At 70.3% G+C, this 19,564-nt stretch carries 18 protein-coding genes; 3 read left to right on the top strand and 15 right to left on the bottom strand.

Annotated features, from left to right (window positions below; all coding sequences use genetic code 11):
* Positions 1-152: 152 nt before the first annotated feature.
* The 6 genes from ACFV6H_RS18730 to ACFV6H_RS18755 form a co-directional block, all read right to left on the bottom strand.
* Positions 153-350 carry a hypothetical protein gene (locus ACFV6H_RS18730; RefSeq protein ID WP_384983920.1) on the bottom strand — a complete coding sequence of 66 codons (198 nt, stop codon included), beginning with the start codon at positions 348-350 and terminating at the stop codon, positions 153-155.
* Positions 351-625: 275 nt separating this feature from the next.
* The gene (locus tag ACFV6H_RS18735) at positions 626-2,131 is read right to left on the bottom strand and encodes a methyltransferase (RefSeq protein ID WP_385543161.1); all 1,506 of its coding nucleotides are present in this window, start codon (positions 2,129-2,131) and stop codon (positions 626-628) included.
* A 130-nt stretch (positions 2,132-2,261) separates the two neighbouring features.
* On the bottom strand, positions 2,262-2,849 hold the full coding sequence (locus ACFV6H_RS18740) for a small secreted protein (RefSeq protein ID WP_066950788.1): 588 nt from the start codon (positions 2,847-2,849) through the stop codon (positions 2,262-2,264).
* A gap of 242 nt (positions 2,850-3,091) precedes the next feature.
* Positions 3,092-5,503, bottom strand: coding sequence for a sodium-translocating pyrophosphatase (locus tag ACFV6H_RS18745; protein WP_385543164.1), 2,412 nt, complete (start codon positions 5,501-5,503; stop codon positions 3,092-3,094).
* 315 nt (positions 5,504-5,818) lie between these two features.
* Positions 5,819-6,286 carry an ATP-binding protein gene (locus ACFV6H_RS18750; RefSeq protein WP_385543167.1) on the bottom strand — a complete coding sequence of 156 codons (468 nt, stop codon included), beginning with the start codon at positions 6,284-6,286 and terminating at the stop codon, positions 5,819-5,821.
* A gap of 100 nt (positions 6,287-6,386) precedes the next feature.
* A complete protein-coding gene (locus tag ACFV6H_RS18755; protein WP_003967428.1) occupies positions 6,387-6,740 on the bottom strand; it encodes an STAS domain-containing protein in 354 nt (117 codons plus the stop codon).
* 79 nt (positions 6,741-6,819) lie between these two features.
* Between ACFV6H_RS18755 and ACFV6H_RS18760 the strand changes: the two genes are divergently transcribed.
* Entirely contained in the window at positions 6,820-9,378 is a 2,559-nt protein-coding gene (locus tag ACFV6H_RS18760) for a DEAD/DEAH box helicase (protein WP_385543170.1), read from the top strand.
* 19 nt (positions 9,379-9,397) lie between these two features.
* Here the strand turns inward: ACFV6H_RS18760 and ACFV6H_RS18765 are convergent, their stop codons facing one another.
* From ACFV6H_RS18765 to ssd, 7 genes are all read right to left on the bottom strand, one after another.
* Positions 9,398-9,763, bottom strand: a complete 366-nt coding sequence (locus ACFV6H_RS18765) for an Rv3654c family TadE-like protein (protein WP_385543173.1) — start codon at positions 9,761-9,763, stop codon at positions 9,398-9,400.
* On the bottom strand, positions 9,760-10,167 hold the full coding sequence (locus ACFV6H_RS18770) for a TadE family type IV pilus minor pilin (protein ID WP_385543176.1): 408 nt from the start codon (positions 10,165-10,167) through the stop codon (positions 9,760-9,762). Before ACFV6H_RS18770 ends, ACFV6H_RS18765 begins: the two co-directional genes overlap by 4 nt.
* On the bottom strand, positions 10,154-10,402 hold the full coding sequence (locus ACFV6H_RS18775; protein WP_385543179.1) for a DUF4244 domain-containing protein: 249 nt from the start codon (positions 10,400-10,402) through the stop codon (positions 10,154-10,156). The genes ACFV6H_RS18770 and ACFV6H_RS18775 overlap by 14 nt, the downstream gene beginning before the upstream one ends.
* A gap of 76 nt (positions 10,403-10,478) precedes the next feature.
* Positions 10,479-11,240 carry a type II secretion system F family protein gene (locus tag ACFV6H_RS18780; protein ID WP_385543182.1) on the bottom strand — a complete coding sequence of 254 codons (762 nt, stop codon included), beginning with the start codon at positions 11,238-11,240 and terminating at the stop codon, positions 10,479-10,481.
* Positions 11,237-12,103 carry a type II secretion system F family protein gene (locus ACFV6H_RS18785; RefSeq protein ID WP_385543780.1) on the bottom strand — a complete coding sequence of 289 codons (867 nt, stop codon included), beginning with the start codon at positions 12,101-12,103 and terminating at the stop codon, positions 11,237-11,239. The genes ACFV6H_RS18780 and ACFV6H_RS18785 overlap by 4 nt, the downstream gene beginning before the upstream one ends.
* A gap of 11 nt (positions 12,104-12,114) precedes the next feature.
* The gene (locus ACFV6H_RS18790; RefSeq protein WP_385543185.1) at positions 12,115-13,278 is read right to left on the bottom strand and encodes a TadA family conjugal transfer-associated ATPase; all 1,164 of its coding nucleotides are present in this window, start codon (positions 13,276-13,278) and stop codon (positions 12,115-12,117) included.
* The gene (ssd, locus tag ACFV6H_RS18795) at positions 13,275-14,372 is read right to left on the bottom strand and encodes a septum site-determining protein Ssd (RefSeq protein ID WP_093602590.1); all 1,098 of its coding nucleotides are present in this window, start codon (positions 14,370-14,372) and stop codon (positions 13,275-13,277) included. The genes ACFV6H_RS18790 and ssd overlap by 4 nt, the downstream gene beginning before the upstream one ends.
* 511 nt (positions 14,373-14,883) lie before the next feature.
* Here ssd and ACFV6H_RS18800 point away from each other — a divergent pair.
* The gene (locus tag ACFV6H_RS18800) at positions 14,884-15,720 is read left to right on the top strand and encodes an HAD family hydrolase (RefSeq protein ID WP_384783548.1); all 837 of its coding nucleotides are present in this window, start codon (positions 14,884-14,886) and stop codon (positions 15,718-15,720) included.
* Between the two features lie 392 nt (positions 15,721-16,112).
* On the opposite strand, the gene ACFV6H_RS18805 is transcribed toward ACFV6H_RS18800, so the two are convergent.
* On the bottom strand, positions 16,113-16,991 hold the full coding sequence (locus tag ACFV6H_RS18805; RefSeq protein ID WP_385543190.1) for an oxidoreductase: 879 nt from the start codon (positions 16,989-16,991) through the stop codon (positions 16,113-16,115).
* 100 nt (positions 16,992-17,091) lie between these two features.
* Here ACFV6H_RS18805 and ACFV6H_RS18810 point away from each other — a divergent pair, with 100 nt between their 5' ends.
* Entirely contained in the window at positions 17,092-18,078 is a 987-nt protein-coding gene (locus tag ACFV6H_RS18810) for an ATP-binding protein (RefSeq protein WP_385543193.1), read from the top strand.
* A gap of 131 nt (positions 18,079-18,209) precedes the next feature.
* On the opposite strand, the gene ACFV6H_RS18815 is transcribed toward ACFV6H_RS18810, so the two are convergent.
* Positions 18,210-19,505: a hypothetical protein gene (locus ACFV6H_RS18815; RefSeq protein WP_384983882.1), complete on the bottom strand. Its 1,296-nt coding sequence runs from the start codon at positions 19,503-19,505 to the stop codon at positions 18,210-18,212.
* Positions 19,506-19,564 lie beyond the last annotated feature (59 nt).

Genomic DNA, 19,564 nt, shown 5'->3' on the forward strand with positions numbered 1-19,564 from the left:
CACGCCGCCCGTGCTTGCGCCGAGGCGCTTCCGGACGGTCGTGTCCGAGGGCGCCGAAACCCGTACGGTGCAGGTCCGACGGCCCGGCGGCGGTCCGCGCGGGTCTGTTCGATCATGATGCGGCGGAGCCGGTCCGGCTCCGGGAAAGCGGATCAGATACGACTGAAACACCACACGCCGAGGGCGAGAAAGACCACGCCCGAGAGTGTCGCGAGCGTGATGGACGCCGCAGGCCGCACTCCGTGGGCCACCGGCGCGCGATGGAGCACGCGCGCCACCGTCCACAGCAGCAGTCCGGCACCGAACAGCGCGAAAATCGCTCCCGCGAAAATCGCCGGCCCGCTCTCCATGCCCGTACCTCGCTCCACGCGTGGCGCCCGTCACATGGCGCCGAGGATTTCAGAGGGCCGAGGCTGGCACCTCAGGGCGTCAGGGCCACGAACTCCGGGTGAACGCCACGAACGCGTTCACCGGCCCTCGGGGACCCGGATGGGACGGCTGCGGCGCGCGGGACCGGTCGGCGCCGAGGGCAGACCGCGCTGGCAGGGCGCCCAGCGCCGGTGGCGGGCGCTGGGGCGGGCGCTGGAAGGGCCAGGACCCGCCCGACCCCGGTCATGTCGGAGCGTCAGAACGAAGTAGGTGCCGGTTCCAGGAAGCCCTCCTCCACCAGTAGTCGGATCGCCTGCGGTGTCCGGTCACGGAGCAGTACCGGATCCTCCTGCATGAGCTGGGCGATCGCGTCGAGGATCCGCCCGGCGCTCAGCCTCCCGTCGCAGACACCCGCGAACCCGGCCGCCACCGCGTCGACCTTCGTCGCCCGCCGCATCCCCCGGTGCTGCCGCAGCACCACATGCTCGGGATCCTCGGCGCCCGGCAGTCCCACCTGCTCCTGGACGACCTCGGGCGCCAGAAGGAAATGGCCGGCCAGAAGGCCCGCGTCATCGTGCGCGCGCAGAAAATCCTGCCGCTCGAAATGGGCCCGTACGGTCTCGCCGAGCGGCTGCTCGACCGGATGCGGCCACTCCTCCACCACGATCGACTGCCGCTCGGCGCCCGACTTCCTGAGCGTGATCCAGCCGAAGCCGACCGCCTTGGTCTTACGGGCCTCGAACTCGTCCAGCCACGCTTCGTACCGCGCGGCGTACTCCTCCGGATCCTCGCGGTGATCGCCGCTGTCGCGCAGCCACAGCTCCGCGTACTGCGTCACGTCCTGGACCTCGCGCTGCACGATCCAGGCATCGCAGCCCGCCGGCACCCAGGAACGCAGCCGCTGCTCCCACTCCTCCCCTTCCACGTGCTGCCAGTTGGCGAGGAAATGCGCGAATCCGCCGGTGCGCAGCCGCTCGCCCGCCTGCTGGACGAGCGTGCGGCACAGATCGTCCCCGCCCATCCCGCCGTCCCGGTAGGTCAGCCGGGCGCCGGGCGAGATGACGAACGGCGGGTTGGAGACGATCAGGTCGTACGTCTCGTCCCCCACCGGCTCGAAGAGCGAACCCTCGCGCAGCTCGGCGGCCGGCGCGTCGGAGAGAGCCAGCGTCAGCCGGGTGAAGCCGAGCGCCCGCGGATTGAGATCGGTGGCGGTGACCCGTACGGCATGCTGGGCCGCGTGCAGGGCCTGGATACCGGAGCCGGTGCCGAGATCGAGCGCCTTCTCGACCGGTGTCCGTACGGTGATCCCCGCGAGGGTCGTGGAGGCCCCGCCCACACCGAGCACCACTCCCTCGTCATGGCCGCTCGCGCCCGAGGCGCCTCCGACGGCGAGCCCCAGGTCGGAGACGATGAACCAGTCCTGTCCCTCCGGCCCTCCGTACGGCCGGACGTCCACCGTCGCGCGGACCTCCTGCCCGTCCCGTACGAGCCAGCCGTCGGCCAGCGCTTCCTCCAACGGCAGCGCTGCCGCCGCACGCTCCTCCGGGACCGACTTCTGGAGCAGAAAGAGCCGTACGAGCGTTTCGAGCGAGGTGTCGCCACGGGTGGCGCGCAGCGCGGGCACGGTCTCGCTGCGGGCCAGCGCAGCGTACGCGGGCGCGCCGAGCAGATCGAGCAGGCCGTCAACGGTGAAATCGGCGGCGAGCAGGGCCGCACGGAGTCGGGGCGAGTGGTCGGGCGTGGGAAGGCTGGTCGTACTCACCCGCCCATTGTGTCGGCTCCCACTGACAACGGCCCGCGGCCCGGTCCCTCCGTTCGGGGGACCGGGCCGCGGTGTCATGTTCGAGAGCGTCCAACGGAGCCCGACGGATTCTGATGCTTCCCGAGGCTTCCTAGCCGCCGTTCACCGACGAGCCGGTCGCCCCGGCGCTCGTCGGTGGCGTCTTCTGGCACCCGGTCTGCTTCGCCATCGCCTTGCCGACAGAGCCGGACTGAAGCTTCTGGAGCGCCTTGTCGCCGCTCCTGCTGAGCTTGTCCAGTTCGTCCGCGACGCCCTTGAGGCCGTCGGCGAAGTCCGCCTGGTCCTTCGTGTCGAGCTCGTCGACCTTCTTCTGGAGGCCCGCGTACGCCGTGGAGGTGGCGTTGAGTTCCTTGACGGCCTCCTGCTGAGTCTTCTCGCCGTCGGTGACGGGCGGGGCGCCCGCGCTGTTCACGGCGGAGCCCAGCGCCTTGTAGGCGCCGGAGATGGACTGGAAGGCCGCAGAGTCGGTCCTCTGGACGTCGATGGGCTTGGTGCTGTCCGAGGTCGCCTGCTGGATGGAGGTGTTGGCGGCCCCGATCTTCTTCAGCTCGGGCTGAACCTGGTCGCAGACCTTCTTGGCCCAGTCGTTCACCTTGCTCTCGCTGTCGTCACTGCAACCGGACAGCGTCATGAGCAGTACCGCACCGCCGGACAGCGCGGCCACAAGCTTCTTGTTCACCGGATGGTCCCTTCCAAGGCTCTCGGCCCCGGAACATACACGCCAAGTGGGCGACAACCGTGTCCAGATCGCACAGTCTGTGTGCTATTGCAGCCATTTGCACCAAGGGAGAGACACCTCACGCGCACCGTGCGTTCCCGAGAACGCCGGCGAGCGGACGGCGCGTCCCTCCACGCCGCCCGCCCGCCGCTCAGCTCCGTACCCGTACGGTCACGGGCCCCGGCGCGCCGTCCGACCGGCCGTCATGACGCCACAGCCGGGTCCGGCGACTTCTCCGTCCCGCCGCCCGAACCGTCACCGCTGCTGCCGTCACTGCCGTCCACCGTCACCGAGCGCCGCTTGGAGACGTACACGGCCCCGATGATGACGGCCAGCGCAAGCACGGCCACCAAGGCGCGGATGCCCGCGCTGGCGTCGCTCCCGTAGCTGAACTGCACCACCGCGGGCGCGATGAGCAGCGCCACCAGGTTCATCACCTTCAGCAGCGGGTTGATGGCCGGTCCCGCCGTGTCCTTGAACGGGTCTCCGACCGTGTCCCCGATCACCGTCGCGGCATGGGCGTCGCTGCCCTTGCCGCCGTGGTGCCCGTCCTCGACCAGCTTCTTGGCGTTGTCCCAGGCACCGCCGGAGTTGGCCAGGAAGACGGCCATCAGGGTGCCGGTGCCGATCGCACCGGCCAGGAACGAGCCGAGCGCCCCGACGCCGAGCGAGAAGCCCACCGCGATCGGCGTGAGGACGGCGAGCAGTCCCGGCGTGGCCAGCTCGCGCAGCGCGTCCTTGGTGCAGATGTCGACCACGCGCCCGTACTCCGGCTTCTCGGTGTAGTCCATGATCCCGGGATGCTCGCGGAACTGCCGTCGCACCTCGTAGACCACCGAACCGGCCGACCGCGACACCGCGTTGATCGCCAGCCCGGAGAAGAGGAAGACGACCGCGGCACCGAGGATCAGTCCCACCAGATTGTTGGGCTGGGAGATGTCCAGACTGAGCGTCAGCCCGTCGGTCACGGTCCCGACATCGGCGACGGCCGTGGCGATGGCGTCGCGGTACGAGCCGAAGAGCGCCGACGCCGCGAGTACGGCCGTGGCGATGGCGATGCCCTTCGTGATGGCTTTCGTGGTGTTGCCGACGGCGTCGAGGTCGGTGAGCACCTGGGCGCCCGCGCCCTGGACATCACCGGACATCTCGGCGATGCCCTGGGCGTTGTCGGAGACCGGACCGAAGGTGTCCATGGCGACGATGACGCCGACGGTGGTGAGCAGTCCGGTGCCGGCCAGCGCCACCGCGAAGAGGGCGAGCATGATCGACGTACCGCCGAGCAGGAACGCCCCGTACACCGCGAGCCCGATCAGCAGCGCGGTGTAGACGGCGGACTCCAGACCGATGGCGATGCCTGCGAGCACCACGGTGGCGGGACCGGTCAGGGCGGACTTGGCGATATCCCTGACCGGGCGCCTGGTGGTCTCGGTGAAGTAGCCCGTGAGCTGCTGGATCAGGGCGGCGAGCACGATACCGATGGCGACCGCGACCAGGGCCAGCACACGCGGATCACCGCTGTGCGTGAGGATCTCCTGATCGTCCACTCCTTCCAGTCCCGCATAGGAGGACGGCAGATAGACGAAGACCGCCACGGCCACCAGGGCGAGCGAGATCGCCGCGGAGATGAAGAAGCCGCGGTTGATCGCGCTCATACCGCTGCGGTCGGCGCGGCGCGGAGCCACGGCGAAGATGCCGATCATCGCCGTGACCACTCCGATCGCGGGAACGATCAGCGGAAAGGCGAGCCCGAAGTCCCCGAACGCCGCCTTGCCGAGGATGAGCGCGGCGACCAGCGTCACGGCGTACGACTCGAACAGGTCCGCGGCCATGCCCGCGCAGTCGCCGACGTTGTCGCCCACGTTGTCCGCGATGGTCGCGGCATTGCGCGGATCGTCCTCGGGAATGCCCTGCTCCACCTTGCCGACCAGGTCGGCGCCGACGTCGGCGGCCTTGGTGAAGATCCCGCCGCCGACACGCATGAACATGGCGATCAGCGCGGCACCGAGTCCGAAGCCCTCCAGCACCTTGGGCGCGTCGGCGGCATAGACGAGGACCACACAGGAGGCACCGAGCAGGCCGAGGCCCACCGTGAACATCCCGACCACACCGCCCGTACGGAATGCGATCTTCATGGCCTTGTGGGAAACGGCCGTGAGATCTTTTTCCGGCTCGCCCTCCGCCGGTGTCGCCTCGCGCGCCGCCGCGGCGACCCGCACATTGCTGCGTACGGCAAGTCGCATGCCGATGTAACCGGTGGTCGCCGAGAAAAGCGCGCCCACCAGGAAGAACAGCGAACGTCCCGCGCGCTGCGACCAGTTGTCGGCCGGCAGCAGCATCAGCAGGAAGAACACCACGACGGCGAAGACGCCGAGGGTACGCAACTGCCGGGCCAGATAGGCATTCGCGCCTTCCTGGACGGCCGCCGCGATCTCTTTCATCGAATCCGTGCCCTCGCCCGCCGACAGGACCTGGCGCACCAGGAGCTGGGCGACGAACAGAGCCGCCAGCGCGACCACCGCGATGACGATCACGATGAGCCGATTGTCGTCCGTGAGTATCGCGGCTGCGAGAGAAGTGGGGTGTTCGGACAGTTGTGGATGGAAGTGCCCCGCCATTCGTCCTCCTTGACGCTCAGCGTTCAAGATGGACGGATTGTAGGGAGCAGGACCTGATCAAAACAGAGCACGCCACATGTAATCGACCTTGACTTATCCGCACACAAATGATCGCACCGAAAATAGGTAATGGGATAAACGCATTGATAAAATGATCGACGATCTTCGGTGAAATAAGAAAGGCCCTGCTCAGCAGGGCCTTTCAAGGCGGGGCAATGGGGAGATCTGATCAGGGCATCCCGGCAGTCCGATCAGCACACCGCCACGATTCGATCAAGGCATCGCGACCAGTTCGATCAGGGCATCCTGGCTCGATCAGGGCATCGCGACGGCCGGCGCCGTCGGCCAGCTCATCCGGATGACACCGCCGTCGTCTCCCGTGGTGACTTCCACATCGTCGACGAGCCCGCTGATGACCGCGAGCCCCATCTCGTCCTCGCCCTCGGCGTCGCCGTCGTACAGATCACCCGAGGAAGCGCCCTCTGGCGAGTCGGAGGCCGCACCGCCACCGGTACCGGCACCGCCGCCCGTGCCGGTGACGCCGTCGCCGACCTCGATGGAGAAGTTCTTCTCCTCCTCGGTCAGCACGACTCTCACCGGGGCGGTGATGCCATGGCTGCGGTGCAGCCCGACCGCCCGGCTGCATGCTTCACCGACCGCGAGTCTGACCTCGTCCAACACTGCTTCGTCGACTCCGGCCCGGCGCGCCACGGCGGCCGCCACCAGACGGGCCGTCCTGACGTGTTCGGGCTGGGCGCTGAAGCGCAGTTCAACGGTGGCCATGCGATCCCCCTCGAACGTACGAGCGTGCGAACTCACGAGCGAGGGCATCCGGGCGGAACGCCCGGTGCCTCTGCCCTCTTCCGGAAGGCTGTGGCCGACCTCAGTCGGTGGCCGCCACGGCCTCGTCGACCGTGGTGTGGATCGGGAACACCTTGGTGAGGCCGGTGATCCGGAAGATCTTGAGAATGCGCTCCTGGTTGCAGACCAGACGCAGCGAGCCCTCATGGGCGCGCACTCGCTTCAGGCCACCCACGAGCACGCCGAGACCGGTCGAGTCCAGGAAGTCCACGCCCTCCATGTCGACAACCAGGTGGTAGCTGCCGTCGTTCACCAACTCGACCAACTGCTCGCGCAGCTTGGGCGCGGTATACACATCAATCTCGCCACCGACCTCGACGACCGTACGGTCGCCACCAGGGCCGGACACATTGCGAGTCGACAGGGACAGGTCCACGGATCCTCCAGCACCTTGCTATCGAGCGGTCGCCCCTCGGGTCTCCCCGACGGAGCCAGGGGACGTATCGCCAGCCGCGATGGCATTCAATCACTTACCAGCAGTCGCGCACGACGCCTTGAGCCCATTGTCCGTCACACCAGTGACACACTCGATGCCGATGGCCAGGAATCCCAGCCCCAGCGGGCCCCCCGAGACCGGGGCCGAGCGCCCTTCTCCCGGTACGGTCCTCGACCGGCTCACCGCGGGAGCGGGCCGGGCTGCGCGCATCACCCATACGGAGCACCTGCCCCCGCGGGAGGGCCGTCATGCCGTCTGGCCGGATCGCATCAGACCAGAAGTGATCAACGCCATTCAGCAGGCCGGGATCGACCATCCGTGGGCCCACCAGGCAGCCGCCGCCGAGCACGCCCTGGACGGCGAATCGGTCGTCATCGCCACCGGTACCGCCTCCGGCAAGTCCCTCGCCTATCTCGCTCCCGTGCTGTCCACGCTCCTCGACGGCTCGGAGGCCGCCAACGGCCGGGGCACGACCGCGCTCTATCTCGCCCCGACCAAAGCGCTCGCCGCCGACCAACGGCGCGCCGTCAGAGCGCTCGCGGAACCGCTCGGCAACCGCGTACGCCCAGCCGTCTACGACGGCGACACGCCGGTCGAAGAGCGTGAATGGGTCCGGCAGTACGCCAACTACGTACTGACCAACCCGGACATGCTGCACCGGGGCATACTCCCGTCCCACCCGCGCTGGTCCTCCTTTCTGCGCTCCCTGCGCTATGTCGTCATCGACGAGTGCCACACCTACCGCGGCGTATTCGGCTCGCATGTGGCCCAGGTACTGCGCCGGCTTCGCCGTGTATGCGCCCGCTACGGAGCGAATCCGGTCTTTCTGCTCGCCTCGGCCACCGCCGCCGAACCCGCCGTGGCCGCCGGCCGGCTCACCGGGCTGACCGTCCGGGAGGTCGCCGACGACGCCTCACCGCGCGGCGAACTCGTCTTCGCCCTCTGGGAGCCGCCGCTCACCGAACTCCACGGCGAGAAGGGCGCTCCCGTCCGCCGTACGGCCACGGCGGAGACCGCCGACCTCCTCACCGACCTGACCGTCCAGGGCGTCCGTACGGTCGCCTTCGTACGCTCCCGTCGCGGCGCCGAGCTCATCGCCGTGATCGCCCAGGAACGTCTGGCCGAGGTGGACCGCTCCCTGGCCCACCGGGTCGCCGCCTACCGCGGCGGCTATCTCCCCGAGGAGCGCCGCGCCCTGGAGAACGCGCTGCACTCCGGCGAGCTTCTCGGCCTCGCCGCCACCACCGCCCTGGAGCTGGGCATCGATGTCTCGGGCCTGGACGCCGTCCTCATCGCCGGCTACCCGGGCACCCGCGCCTCGCTCTGGCAGCAGGCGGGCCGCGCCGGCCGCTCCGGGCAGGGAGCGCTGGCCGTCCTCGTCGCCCGGGACGATCCGCTGGACACATTCCTCGTCCACCACCCCGAGGCGCTCTTCCAGCAGCCCGTCGAATCCACCGTCCTCGATCCGGACAACCCGTACGTCCTCGCCCCCCATCTCTGCGCCGCCGCCGCCGAACTCCCGCTCACCGAGGACGATCTGACGCTCTTCGGCCCGGCCGTCCCCGAACTGCTGCCGCAGCTCGAAACCGCCGGCCTCCTTCGCCGCCGTGCCTCCGGCTGGTACTGGACCCGCCGGGAGCGTGCCGCCGACCTCGCCGACATCCGGGGCGAGGGCGGCCGTCCCGTCCAGATCGTCGAGGCCGCCACCGGCAGACTGCTGGGCACGGTCGACGAGGCCGCCTCCCACACCTCGGTCCACGGCGGAGCCGTCCATCTCCACCAGGGCCGGACCTATCTGGTGAAGCGGCTCGATCTGGCCGACTCGGTCGCCCTGGTCGAGGAGGCCGCCCCGCCGTACTCCACCACCGCCCGCGATACCACCGCCATCTCCGTACTCGAAACCGACACCGAAATCCCTTGGGGCGACGGACGCCTGTGCTACGGCTCCGTCGAGGTCACCAACCAGGTCGTCTCCTTTCTGCGCCGCAGGCTCATCACCGGCGAGGTGCTCGGCGAGAGCAAGCTCGATCTGCCGCCACGGACGCTCCGCACCCGGGCCGTGTGGTGGACGGTCACCGAGGACCAGCTCGACCGGGCGCGAGTCAATCCGGAGCAGCTCGGCGGCGCGCTCCACGCGGCCGAGCACGCCTCGATCGGGATGCTCCCGCTCTTCGCCACCTGCGACCGCTGGGACATCGGCGGAGTGTCCGTACCGCTCCACCCGGACACCCTGCTGCCGACGGTCTTCGTGTACGACGGCCATCCCGGCGGCGCGGGCTTCGCGGAACGGGCTTTCCGGACGGCCCGGGAATGGCTCTCGGCCACCCGCGAGGCCATCGCCTCCTGCGAGTGCGACGCCGGCTGTCCGTCCTGCATCCAGTCCCCCAAGTGCGGCAACGGCAACGATCCCCTGCACAAGCGCGGCGCCGTACGACTCCTGACCGAACTGCTCAGCTCCGCCCCGCAGGCCCCGGCGACCCCAGCGGCCCCGGCGAACCCAGGGACTCCCGCTGCTCAGGTGGCTCCGGCGGTCTCAGGGACCGCAGCGGCCGAGCCGGTCGCGCCCGCCATGGACTAGCCGTCGAGCAGCCGTCATCTCAGGGCCCGGCCTTCCCGGTTCCGGACGGAGGCGTCGCGAGCGGCGGGCCCGCGCGGGCCCTGACCGTCGGGGCGTACGGTCCGAAGGGCGCCCGGGCCGTCACATCCGCGATGCCGCCGCTCAGCCCGCACCTCACCACCTCCGCACCTTGTGCCGACGCCACATCGGCCGCCCGGCGGCAGGCGTCCGCCTGTCCCAGCAGCGCATGGTCCGCCGCGGCGAGGGCCGCCAAATCCGCCGCCGCAGCCGCCCGGTGACGGGCGACGACCGCCTGTCCCATGGCGAGCACCACCGCGAACACCACGCACATCGTGGTGGCCGCCATGGCCGCCCACACCGTCGCCGCGCCCCGGTCCCTGGTCATGGCGCCACCACCGCCGGCACCGGGCCTCCCATACCGTCTCCGGAGGCGTCCAGGGCGTCCTCGGCCGACGCGACCGCCTCCGCCGTGAGCGTCACGCCCAGCCCGCCCGTCCCGGGCATCGGCGCCTCCACCCGCACCCGCCACAGATCACCCGTACGCTCCAGCGTGACCCTCGCGCTGCTGGGGGCCGCCGAGCGCGCGGCGTCCAGCGCCGCGGCCCGTGGCTCGGACCTGGCGACGGCCCGTGCCCCCACCCGTGCCGCGTCGACGCACTGGATCTGCGCGGAGGCCGCCGTCAGAGCCCAGACCAGGGCCATCGTGAACACCACCAGTGCCGGTACGGCCACGGCCGCCTCCGCCGTCACGGACCCCCGCTCGGAGCGCACGGCCTCAGATCTGCGCATGGAGCGCCTTCCCGATCACCGACTCCAGCGCGGCCGAGACGGATCCGCTCGTGACCACCTTGTAGAGCACGGCCGCGAGCGCGCAGGCCGCGATGGTCGCCACGGCGTACTCGGACGTGGCCATCCCCGTGTCGGCGCGGAGCCGCCCCGGCCATCCGCGCCTCATCCCTTCCCACCAGTTCACACAGCCCGTCCATCCCGTCCGCACCATCAGTGCCGTCCGTCGCATGGTCATCCGCATGTCTGTCTCCCCGTAGAAATCGTTCAAAGAGCCGAAAGAAGATCCGCTCGCAATGCCCGGCCAAGAGGGCTCAGTTGCCCTTCAGCAGCCCGCTCGCGAGACCGATGAGCACCGGCACCACCCCCACCGTCAGAAAGGCGGGCAGGAAGCAGAGCCCCACCGGCGCGGTGATCAAGACCTGGGCCCGCTGGGCCCTGGCCAGGGCAGCGCGTGACCGCTCCGCCCTGAAGCCCTCGGCCAGCCTGGACACCGGCTCCGCGGCCGGCGCACCCGTGGCCGCTGCCCGCTCCAGACAACGGGCCAGTCCCGTCGCGCCCGGTATCGCCCCGAGCCGTCCCCACGCCTCGGCCGGTTCGCCACCGAGCCGCAGCTCCGCGGCCGTCCGTGCCAGCCGGTCGCCCACGGGCCCGCCCAGCGACTCGCCGACCGCCTCCGCCGCCTCTCGCGGCCCGGCTCCGGCGGCGAGACAGGCGGCCAGCAGATCGGCGGCGAGCGGAAGTTGACGGGCCGTCTCACCGGCCAGAGCGCCGTCGTCCGCCTTCCTGGTACGCAGCCATCTCCGTATCCCGTACGCCCCAGCGAGCCCTACCAGCAAGCCGCCCGCCCCACCGACCAGCACACAGCCGATGACGGCCGCGCAGAGCGGCGGACCCCAGCGCCTCGCCCAGGCCGCGATCTCCGGCCGCGGTCGCCGCCGTCCGGCCTCGACCGCCAGCAGGGCCGCGAGCCGCCCGCGCACGCGCCGTTCGCGCCGTATTGCCATCATCGCGAGCACCGCGCACCCGAGGGCGGGGAGCATCGCCCACAGCCTGTGGACGGCGTCGTGGCTCATGACGCCTCCCCGGCCCGTACGATCCGGACGGCCCACCACAGGCCCGCGCCCTCCAGCGCTCCGCCCACCGCCAGCAGTCCCCAGCCGGCCGGGGTGTGGAGCAGCACCCGCAGCGGGTCCGCGCCCAGAGCCGAGCCCAGCAGCAGACCCACCACCGGAAGCACCGCGAGCAGCGTGACCGTCGACCAGGCGCCGGTCAGTTGGGCACGTAACGCTTCCCGTCGCTCCCGCTCGGCCCGCAGCGCGGCCTCCAGCCGGTCCAGCCCTGCGGCGAGTCCCGCACCGCCGTCCACGGCCACCCGCCAGCAGGCGGCGAGCCCCACGAGCCCGTCAGCGCCCGGCTCACGGGCCGCCAGACGCAGGGCGCCCGGTACGTCGCCGCCGAACCGCGCGGCGGCCAGCACGGCGGCCTCAGCGCCTCCCAGCCCGCCCGTGGAGCCCGAGGCGGCCAACAGGGCCTGCGTGGGCTGGAGACCGGCCCTCAGCTCGCCCGCCGCCGTGCCGCACAGCGCGACAACTCCGTCGGCCCGCCGCTCCCGCGCCCTCTTCCGCTCCCGCGACCGCAGGCTCCGTCTCATCAGCGGTACCGCCAGCGCGCCCCCGATCAGCGGCAGCACCGACTCCCCCAGCACGGCGAGCACCAGAGCCGGTAGCAGACAGAGCCACTCCCGCCCGAGCCTTCGAATCCGTCCATGAGCCTTCGCCGTCCAGCGCCGCCGCCAAGGGACCCACAGCGCGGTGTCGTCCGGCCCGCCGCCGTTCCCGAACAGCAGCACGGCCCGGCGCAGCCCGCGCGCGTGCCCGACCGTCAGCCAGGCCGCGGCTCCCGCGCAGAGGGCCGCCGCGCCCACCCAGACCACCATCCACAAGGCCGTCACCGCGCACCTCCGATCCGCGCCCGCAGCCGCGGCCAGCCGCGCTCGTACGTGAAGGCATCGGCGCCCCAGCGCAGCGCGGGCACCGGCACCACCAGCCCTGCGGCGTCCCGCTCCAGCACATGCACCTCGGCGATCCTCCGGCGCCCGTCGCGGTCCCTCACCAGATGGATCACGGCCGAGAGCGCGGCGGCCAACTGGCTGTGCAGCGCCGCCCGGTCGAGACCCGCTGCCGTCCCCAGGGCCTCCAGCCGTGCGGGAACGTCCGCCGCCGTATTGGCATGCACGGTGCCGCAGCCGCCCTCGTGCCCCGTGTTCAGAGCGGCCAGCAATTCGGTGACCTCATGGCCTCTGACCTCGCCGACGACCAGCCGGTCCGGCCGCATCCGCAGCGCCTGCCGGACCAGATCCCGGAGCTCCACCAGTCCCGCGCCCTCCTGGTTCGCCGGCCGGCCCTCCAGCCGCACCACATGCGGATGGTCGGGCCTCAACTCCGCGGAGTCCTCGGCCAGTACGATCCGTTCGCGTGCCCCGACCAGGCCGAGCAAAGTGGACAGTAGAGTCGTTTTCCCTGTTCCCGTGCCTCCGCTGATCAGGAACGACAGCCGGGCCTCGATCAGCGCCCGCAACACACGCTCACCGCCTGGCGGCACCGTCCCCGCCTCGGTCAGCTCCGCCAGCGAGAACGCCGTGGGCCGCACCACCCGCAGCGAGAGATACGTCGAGCCGACCGCCACCGGCGGCAGTACCGCGTGCATACGTGTCCCGTCGGGCAATCGGGCGTCCGCCCAGGGCCGCGCGTCGTCCAGTCGCCGCCCGGCCACCGCGGCGAGCCGCTGCGCCAGCCTCCGTACGGAGGCGGCGTCGGCGAACGACACGGCGGTCAGCTCCAGCCCGCCGCCCCGGTCCACCCACACCCGGTCGGGTGCGGAGACCAGCACATCGGTCACCGACGGATCGGCGAGGAGCGGCTCCAGTGGCCCCGTCCCCACCAGCTCGGACCGCAATTCCTCGGCGGCGCCCAGCACTTCCGTGTCCCCCAGCAGCCGTCCCTGGGCCCGTAACGCGGCGGCCACCCTCGCCGGCGTCGGATCCGCGCCGCTCTCCGCGAGCCGCTGCCGTACGGCGTCCAGCAGGCCGCCCGCGGCCGTCACCGCCGTCATGACGTCACGCTCCCGTCCGCGGCCAGGGCCCGCTCCCAGAAGGCCGTGCAGAACGCCGCCAGCGGTCCGCGCGCTCGGGAGCCCGGCGGCGCTCCGCCGTCCTGGTCCTGCGACAGCCCGGCTTCCAGCGGCAGTTCGCCCACGAGCGGAAGCCTGAGCGCGTCGGCGATCCACCGCTCGTCCAGCCCGGCCGCGTACGGGCCCCGGACCACCGCCCGCAGATCCTGGAGCACCATGCTCACCGTCGAGGCCACCCGGCGGGCCGCCGCGACCGCCCGCAGCTCCGCGGGCACCACCAGCAGCCCCAGATCGAGCTGGGCCAGCGCCTCCGCCACGGCCTCGTCGACCCGGCGCGGCAGATCCACCACCACGACACCGCCGCCTCTGCGGGCGGCGGCCAGCACCGACCGCATGGCCTCCGGCTGGATCACCACCGAGTCGCCGCGATCCCAGCTGAGCACCCGCAGCTCATGGAGGCGGGGCAGCGACTCCTCCAGCGCGCCGCCCGCGACCCGCCCTTTGGATGCCGCGAAATCCGGCCAACGTCTGCCCTCCGTCTGCTCCCCGCCGAGCAGCACATCGAGCCCGCCACCGAGCGGATCGCCGTCGATGAGCATCGTGCGCCGGCCGGTCCGCGCTGCGGTCACGGCCAGGGCACAGGCCAGCGTCGAGGCCCCGGCGCCGCCCCGCCCGCCGATCACGCCGACCGTGAGCGCCTGACGGCCCACGCCCTCGGCGGCGTCCGCGATCCGGTCGACGAGCCAGCTCTCCGCGTCGGGCAGCCGCAGCACGCAGTCGGCGCCGATCTCCACCGCCCGCCGCCATACATCGGGATCGTCCTGATCCCGTCCGACGAGCATCACGCCCCGTCTGCGGGTGGCGCCGCGGCAGCGGGCCGCCGCGTCGTCCCCGACGAGCACCATCGGCGCGTCGTCCCAGCATTCCGCTCGCTCGGGCACCGAGTGATGCACTTGAGGCTCGGCGCCGGCCGCGGCACACAACCGCAGCAGATCGTCGAGCAGCTCCACATCCTCGGTGACGATCAGCGGTCCCGTCCCGCGTCCTCCGGTCACATCCGACCGCTCGGATGTCATGGATCCAGCCACGATCTCCGCCCCTATCCATCTACGCCCCGATCCGGAACTGCGAACGCTCTCTCGCGATCTCGCACTCATCCGGTATCGGTGATTCCGGCTTCTGTGAACTTCACGACGGGAATCACCGTGCAACGGAACGGAAAATCGTGTGGATCTTGCTCGAAAACTGTGGACAACTCACCAGTTGTGAATATCCCGCTCGCTCATACCGGTGACTTCCGGAGAGCAGCACATCGACTACGCACGGTGACGCGTATACATGGAGTGAGGCCATCGCACAGAGCCATCGGGGAGAGGAGGACGGCGTGCTGGAGAGCCCAAAACGCGTCCGGACATGCGACGACCCCCGCCGGGGGGGAGAGCGGGGGTCGTCCCCACGGCCGACTCGGGGGGGGAGGAGCCGGACCGGGTTAGCACGGTCGCGAACGATCCGTGACTTCCATGGTGTACCCGAGAGCCTTCTCAGGCAAACCCACGCGCCCGAGCTTACGCCGAATGGTGGGCGCATATGCTCTGCCTCGTGGAAAACCACTCCTTGCCGCGCACAGCAGCCTTCTTTGACCTGGACAAGACGGTCATTGCGAAGTCATCGACGCTGACCTTCAGCAAGTCCTTCTACCAAGGCGGTCTGATCAACCGCCGCGCCGTACTGCGCACCGCATACGCGCAGTTCGTCTTCCTCGCGGGAGGCGCCGATCACGACCAGATGGAACGGATGCGGGAGTACCTCTCCGCGCTCTGCAAAGGCTGGAACGTCCAGCAGGTCAAAGAGATCGTCGCCGAGACACTCCACGACCTGATCGACCCGATCATCTACGACGAGGCTGCCTCCCTCATCGAGGACCATCACACCGCGGGCCGCGATGTGGTGATCGTCTCCACCTCCGGCGCCGAGGTCGTCGAGCCCATCGGCGAGCTGCTCGGAGCCGATCGCGTGGTGGCCACCCGCATGGTCGTCGGCGACGACGGCTGTTTCACGGGCGAGGTGGAGTACTACGCGTACGGGCCGACCAAGGCCGAGGCGATCAGGGCACTCGCCGAGTCCGAGGGATACGACCTGTCCCGCTGCTACGCGTACAGCGACTCCATCACCGATGTACCGATGCTCCAGTCGGTCGGCCACCCGTACGCCGTCAACCCGGACCGTGCGCTGCGGCGCGAGGCATTGGCCCGGGATTGGCCGATTCTCGTCTTCAGCCGGCCCGTCCGACTCAAGCAGCGACTGCCCGCCTTCTCCATGCCGCCCCGCCCGGCACTGGTCGCGGCGGCGGCCGTGGGTGCGGCGGCAGCGACGGCCGGGCTGGTCTGGTACGCCAGCCGACGCCGTCAGTCCACGCTCGCGTGACCGGCGGCCACCGCGTCCGGGCGGAAATCGAACCGATCAGGCACCCCACCGGAAAGCACAAAACGCATGACCGTTTCGCCCTTGTTTGAACCTAAAAGTAAAGAAGTGCAGCCAGGGGTTTCGCATTCCTGTGGGCAGGAGTACAAAGGATTCAACGGCCCGCGAGACCAAGGACATCCGAGAGGATCACCAGTTAACGCATAAGGCCCCACGGACCGAAGCATGGAAACGGAGCACCCACGCGACGTCGACCCGTCGATTACGGGCCAGCCGCACCAGGTGACGGGCAAAGTACCCGGCCTGATGGGCAACACAACGAGGACGCTTGGTAACTCGGTGGACATGCCAGCGGCGGCGCCAGGACGGTGCCGCCGCAACCCTGTCGGGACAGATCAGGCCGCGCCTCGCTGAAGCGCCTCGCAAACGGCCGTCGATTCCCGGACACCCAGCTCGACCGCGCGTCCGCAGTGGGTGATCCACGCCGCCATACCGTCCGGAGTACCCGAGAGATAGCCGTCGAAGGCAGCCGCGTACGCCGCGCGCCCCAGCTCCGCGTGGCCGACCTCCGCCGGACAGACCGACTTGGGATCCAGACCGCTGCCGATCAGCACCACCCGCTCGGCGGCCCGCGCCACCAGGCCGTTGTACGAGCCGAAGGGCCGCAACGCGAGCAGTTCGCCGTGCACCACGGCGGCCGTCACCAGCGCCGGCGCGGTGCTCGCCGCGATGATCAGCGCCGACAGCCCGTCCAGCCGTCCTGCCACCTCGTCCGCGCCGGGCAGCGGAGCCTCGATCAGCGGGCCTGCCATGTCGCCGCCAGGCATCTCCACCACCGGTTCGCCCGCCAGCCGGGGCCGGCCCACCATCCTGTCCGGGACGCCGGAGCCGCCCGCGGCCACCAGATGGAGCCTGGCCAGTACACGCAGCGGTGACTGCACCCAGATGGAGAGGAGTTGGCCGGCCTCGGCGTTCAGCCGCAGGGCCGCGCCGACCGTACGGGCCTCGGCCCCCGAGCTGAAGTCGCTGCGGCGGCGCACCTCTTCGAGCGCCCAGTCGGCGCCGGACAGTGCCGCGGAACCGCGTGCCGCGCGCAGGGCCGCTTCCGAGGTGACCTCGTCGCTGCGGCGGCGCATGACGCGGTGGCTGTAGACGCGGTCCACCGCTCGGCGTACGGAATCCACCGCCTCGGGGACTGCCGGCAGGGCGGCCAGCGCGGCAAGGGGATCCTCCGGCCGCGGCGCGAAGAAGCCGTCAGAAGCTGTCGTACTCATAAGTAGGGAGGCTACGCCCATGGTGTGCGCCCCACCTTGGAGTGGTCTTCCCCGCACGAAACCATCACCTTGAGCAAGAGTACGGCTACCCTACGTGAACATGAAGATCGCTTTCGTGGGCAAGGGCGGCAGCGGCAAGACCACGCTGTCCTCGCTCTTCATCCGCCATCTGACCGCCAACGAGGCCCCCGTCATCGCGGTGGACGCCGATATCAACCAGCATCTCGGGGTCGCGCTCGGCCTCGACGAGGCGGAGGCCGCCGCGCTGCCCGCGATGGGGGCGCACCTTCCGCTGATCAAGGACTATCTGCGCGGCAGCAATCCACGGATCGCCTCCACCGACGCGATGATCAAGACCACTCCGCCCGGCGAGGGATCGCGGCTCCTCCGGGTCGGCGAGAACAACGCGGTGTACGAGGCCTGCGCCCGGCCGCTCGCGCTCGACGGCGGCGAGATCCGGCTGATGGCCACCGGCCCGTTCGCCGAGTCCGATCTCGGCGTGGCCTGCTACCACTCCAAGGTCGGCGCGGTGGAGCTGTGCCTCAACCATCTCATCGACGGACCCGAGGAGTATGTGGTCGTCGACATGACGGCCGGCTCGGACTCCTTCGCCTCCGGGATGTTCACCCGGTTCGACTTGACGTTCCTGGTGGCCGAGCCGACACGTAAGGGTGTGTCCGTCTACCGCCAGTACAAGGAGTACGCACGGGACTTCGGCGTCTCGCTGGCGGTCGTCGGCAACAAGATCCAGGGCGAGGACGATCTGGACTTCCTCCGGACGGAGGTGGGCGACGACCTGCTCATCACGGTGGGCCACTCGGACTGGGTCCGGGCGATGGAGAAGGGCCGGCCGCGCCCGTTCGATCTGCTGGAGGCGGACAACCGCTGTGCGCTCCAGACGCTCCAGGACGCGGCGGAGGATTCGTACGAGCGTCGCGACTGGGAGCGGTACACACAGCAGATGGTCCACTTCCATCTCAAGAACGCGAAGAGCTGGGGCAACGCGAAGACGGGCGTCGACCTGGCGGCTCAGGTCGACCCCGCCTTCGTCCTCAGCGAGAGCCTGGCCGTACGTCAGCCGTCGTAGGACGCAACACCCGTCGCAGGGCCACGGCACCGCACCCGTCATCCCCTCGTCGTAAGACCTCCAGGCCCCGGTCCCGGCCCATGCGGTCGGCCGGGGCCGGGGCCCGAAGAGTCGAAGGCTCGTCTACCCGGTCAGTGCTTGCCGGAGTGGGCGGACGGCTCTGACGAGGGCTGGGAGGACGGGCTCGCGGAGCCCTTCGGGCCCGCCGCCAGCGTGGGCAGGAACTTCTCCCAGCCGCCCTTGGGCGCCTGGCCGACACGGAGACCGCGCAGCTTGGCCAGGTGCGCCGGATCCTGCACGTCCAGCCAGTCGGCGAGCTGACGGAAGGACACACACCGTACGTCCTTCTGCACACAGACCTTCTTGATCGTCTCCTCGATGGCACGCATGTAGGTGCCGCCGTTCCAGGACTCGAAGTGGTTGCCGATGATCAGCGGGGCGCGGTTGCCCTTGTAGGCGCGGTCGAAGGCCTGGAGCAGGCCGTCACGCATCTGGTTGCCCCAGAACGTGTGCTGCGAAGGATCGCCGTTGACCGTTCCCGACTGGTTGTACATGAAGTTGTAGTCCATCGAGAGGGTCTCGAAGTCACGCCCAGGCACAGGGACGAGCTGAAGAGGGACGTCCCACATGCCCTCGGTCTTCTTGGGCCAGACCTGGTTACTGATCCCGCTGGAGTCGTAGCGGAAGCCCATCGTCCGGGCCGCCTTCATCATGTTCTTCTGCCCTTCCAGGCAGGGCGTGCGCCCGCCGACCATCTCCTTGTCGTAGTCGAACGGCAAGGGCGCCTCGCTCTTCAGCCCCGCGTTGGTCTTCCAGTTCTTCACAAAGGACTTGGCCTGGTCGATCTCGCTCTTCCACTCGTCGACGGACCAGGTGCCGACGCCGCCGTCGTCGCCGCAGAAGTGGCCGTTGAAGTGGGTGCCGATCTCATTGCCCTCCTGCCAGGCGGCGCGCAGCTCCCGCAGGGTGGCCTTGATTCCCTTGGTGTCGTTGAAACCGATGTCCGAGCTGCCCGGCGAGTGCTGGGGCGGCCGGTACTTCTCCGCCTTCTCCTCGGGCAGCAGATAAACGCCGCTCAGGAAGTACGTCATGGTCATCTTGTACTTCTTGCTCAGCTCGCGGAAGTGGGAGAAGAGCTGCTGGCTGTCCTCGCCTGCGCCGTCCCACGAGAACACCACGAACTGCGGGGGCTTCTCCCCCGGCTTGAGCCGCTCGGGCTTGGCCAGATTCGGCTGGGCGCCGGTGAACGCGGTCGAGCCGTCACCGATGAGCTTGACAACGGCCTTCGGGGCGGCGGCGGGCCCCTTCTTGGCTGCGGGCGCACCCGTACGGGCCTCGTCCCCGCCCGATCCGGAGCATCCGGCAGCGCCGACGACAAGCGCCGTGACGGCGGCACCGAAGGCGGTTCTCCTTGTGGCGGCCAGCATTCGCCCACCCTCTTCCTTCAGGTTCAGTACCGAAGTGCCGAGCGGCGACTGCCGGCACG

Origin of the sequence: Streptomyces sp. NPDC059743 (assembly GCF_042732975.1) — a bacterium.
Lineage (GTDB): Bacteria > Actinomycetota > Actinomycetes > Streptomycetales > Streptomycetaceae > Streptomyces.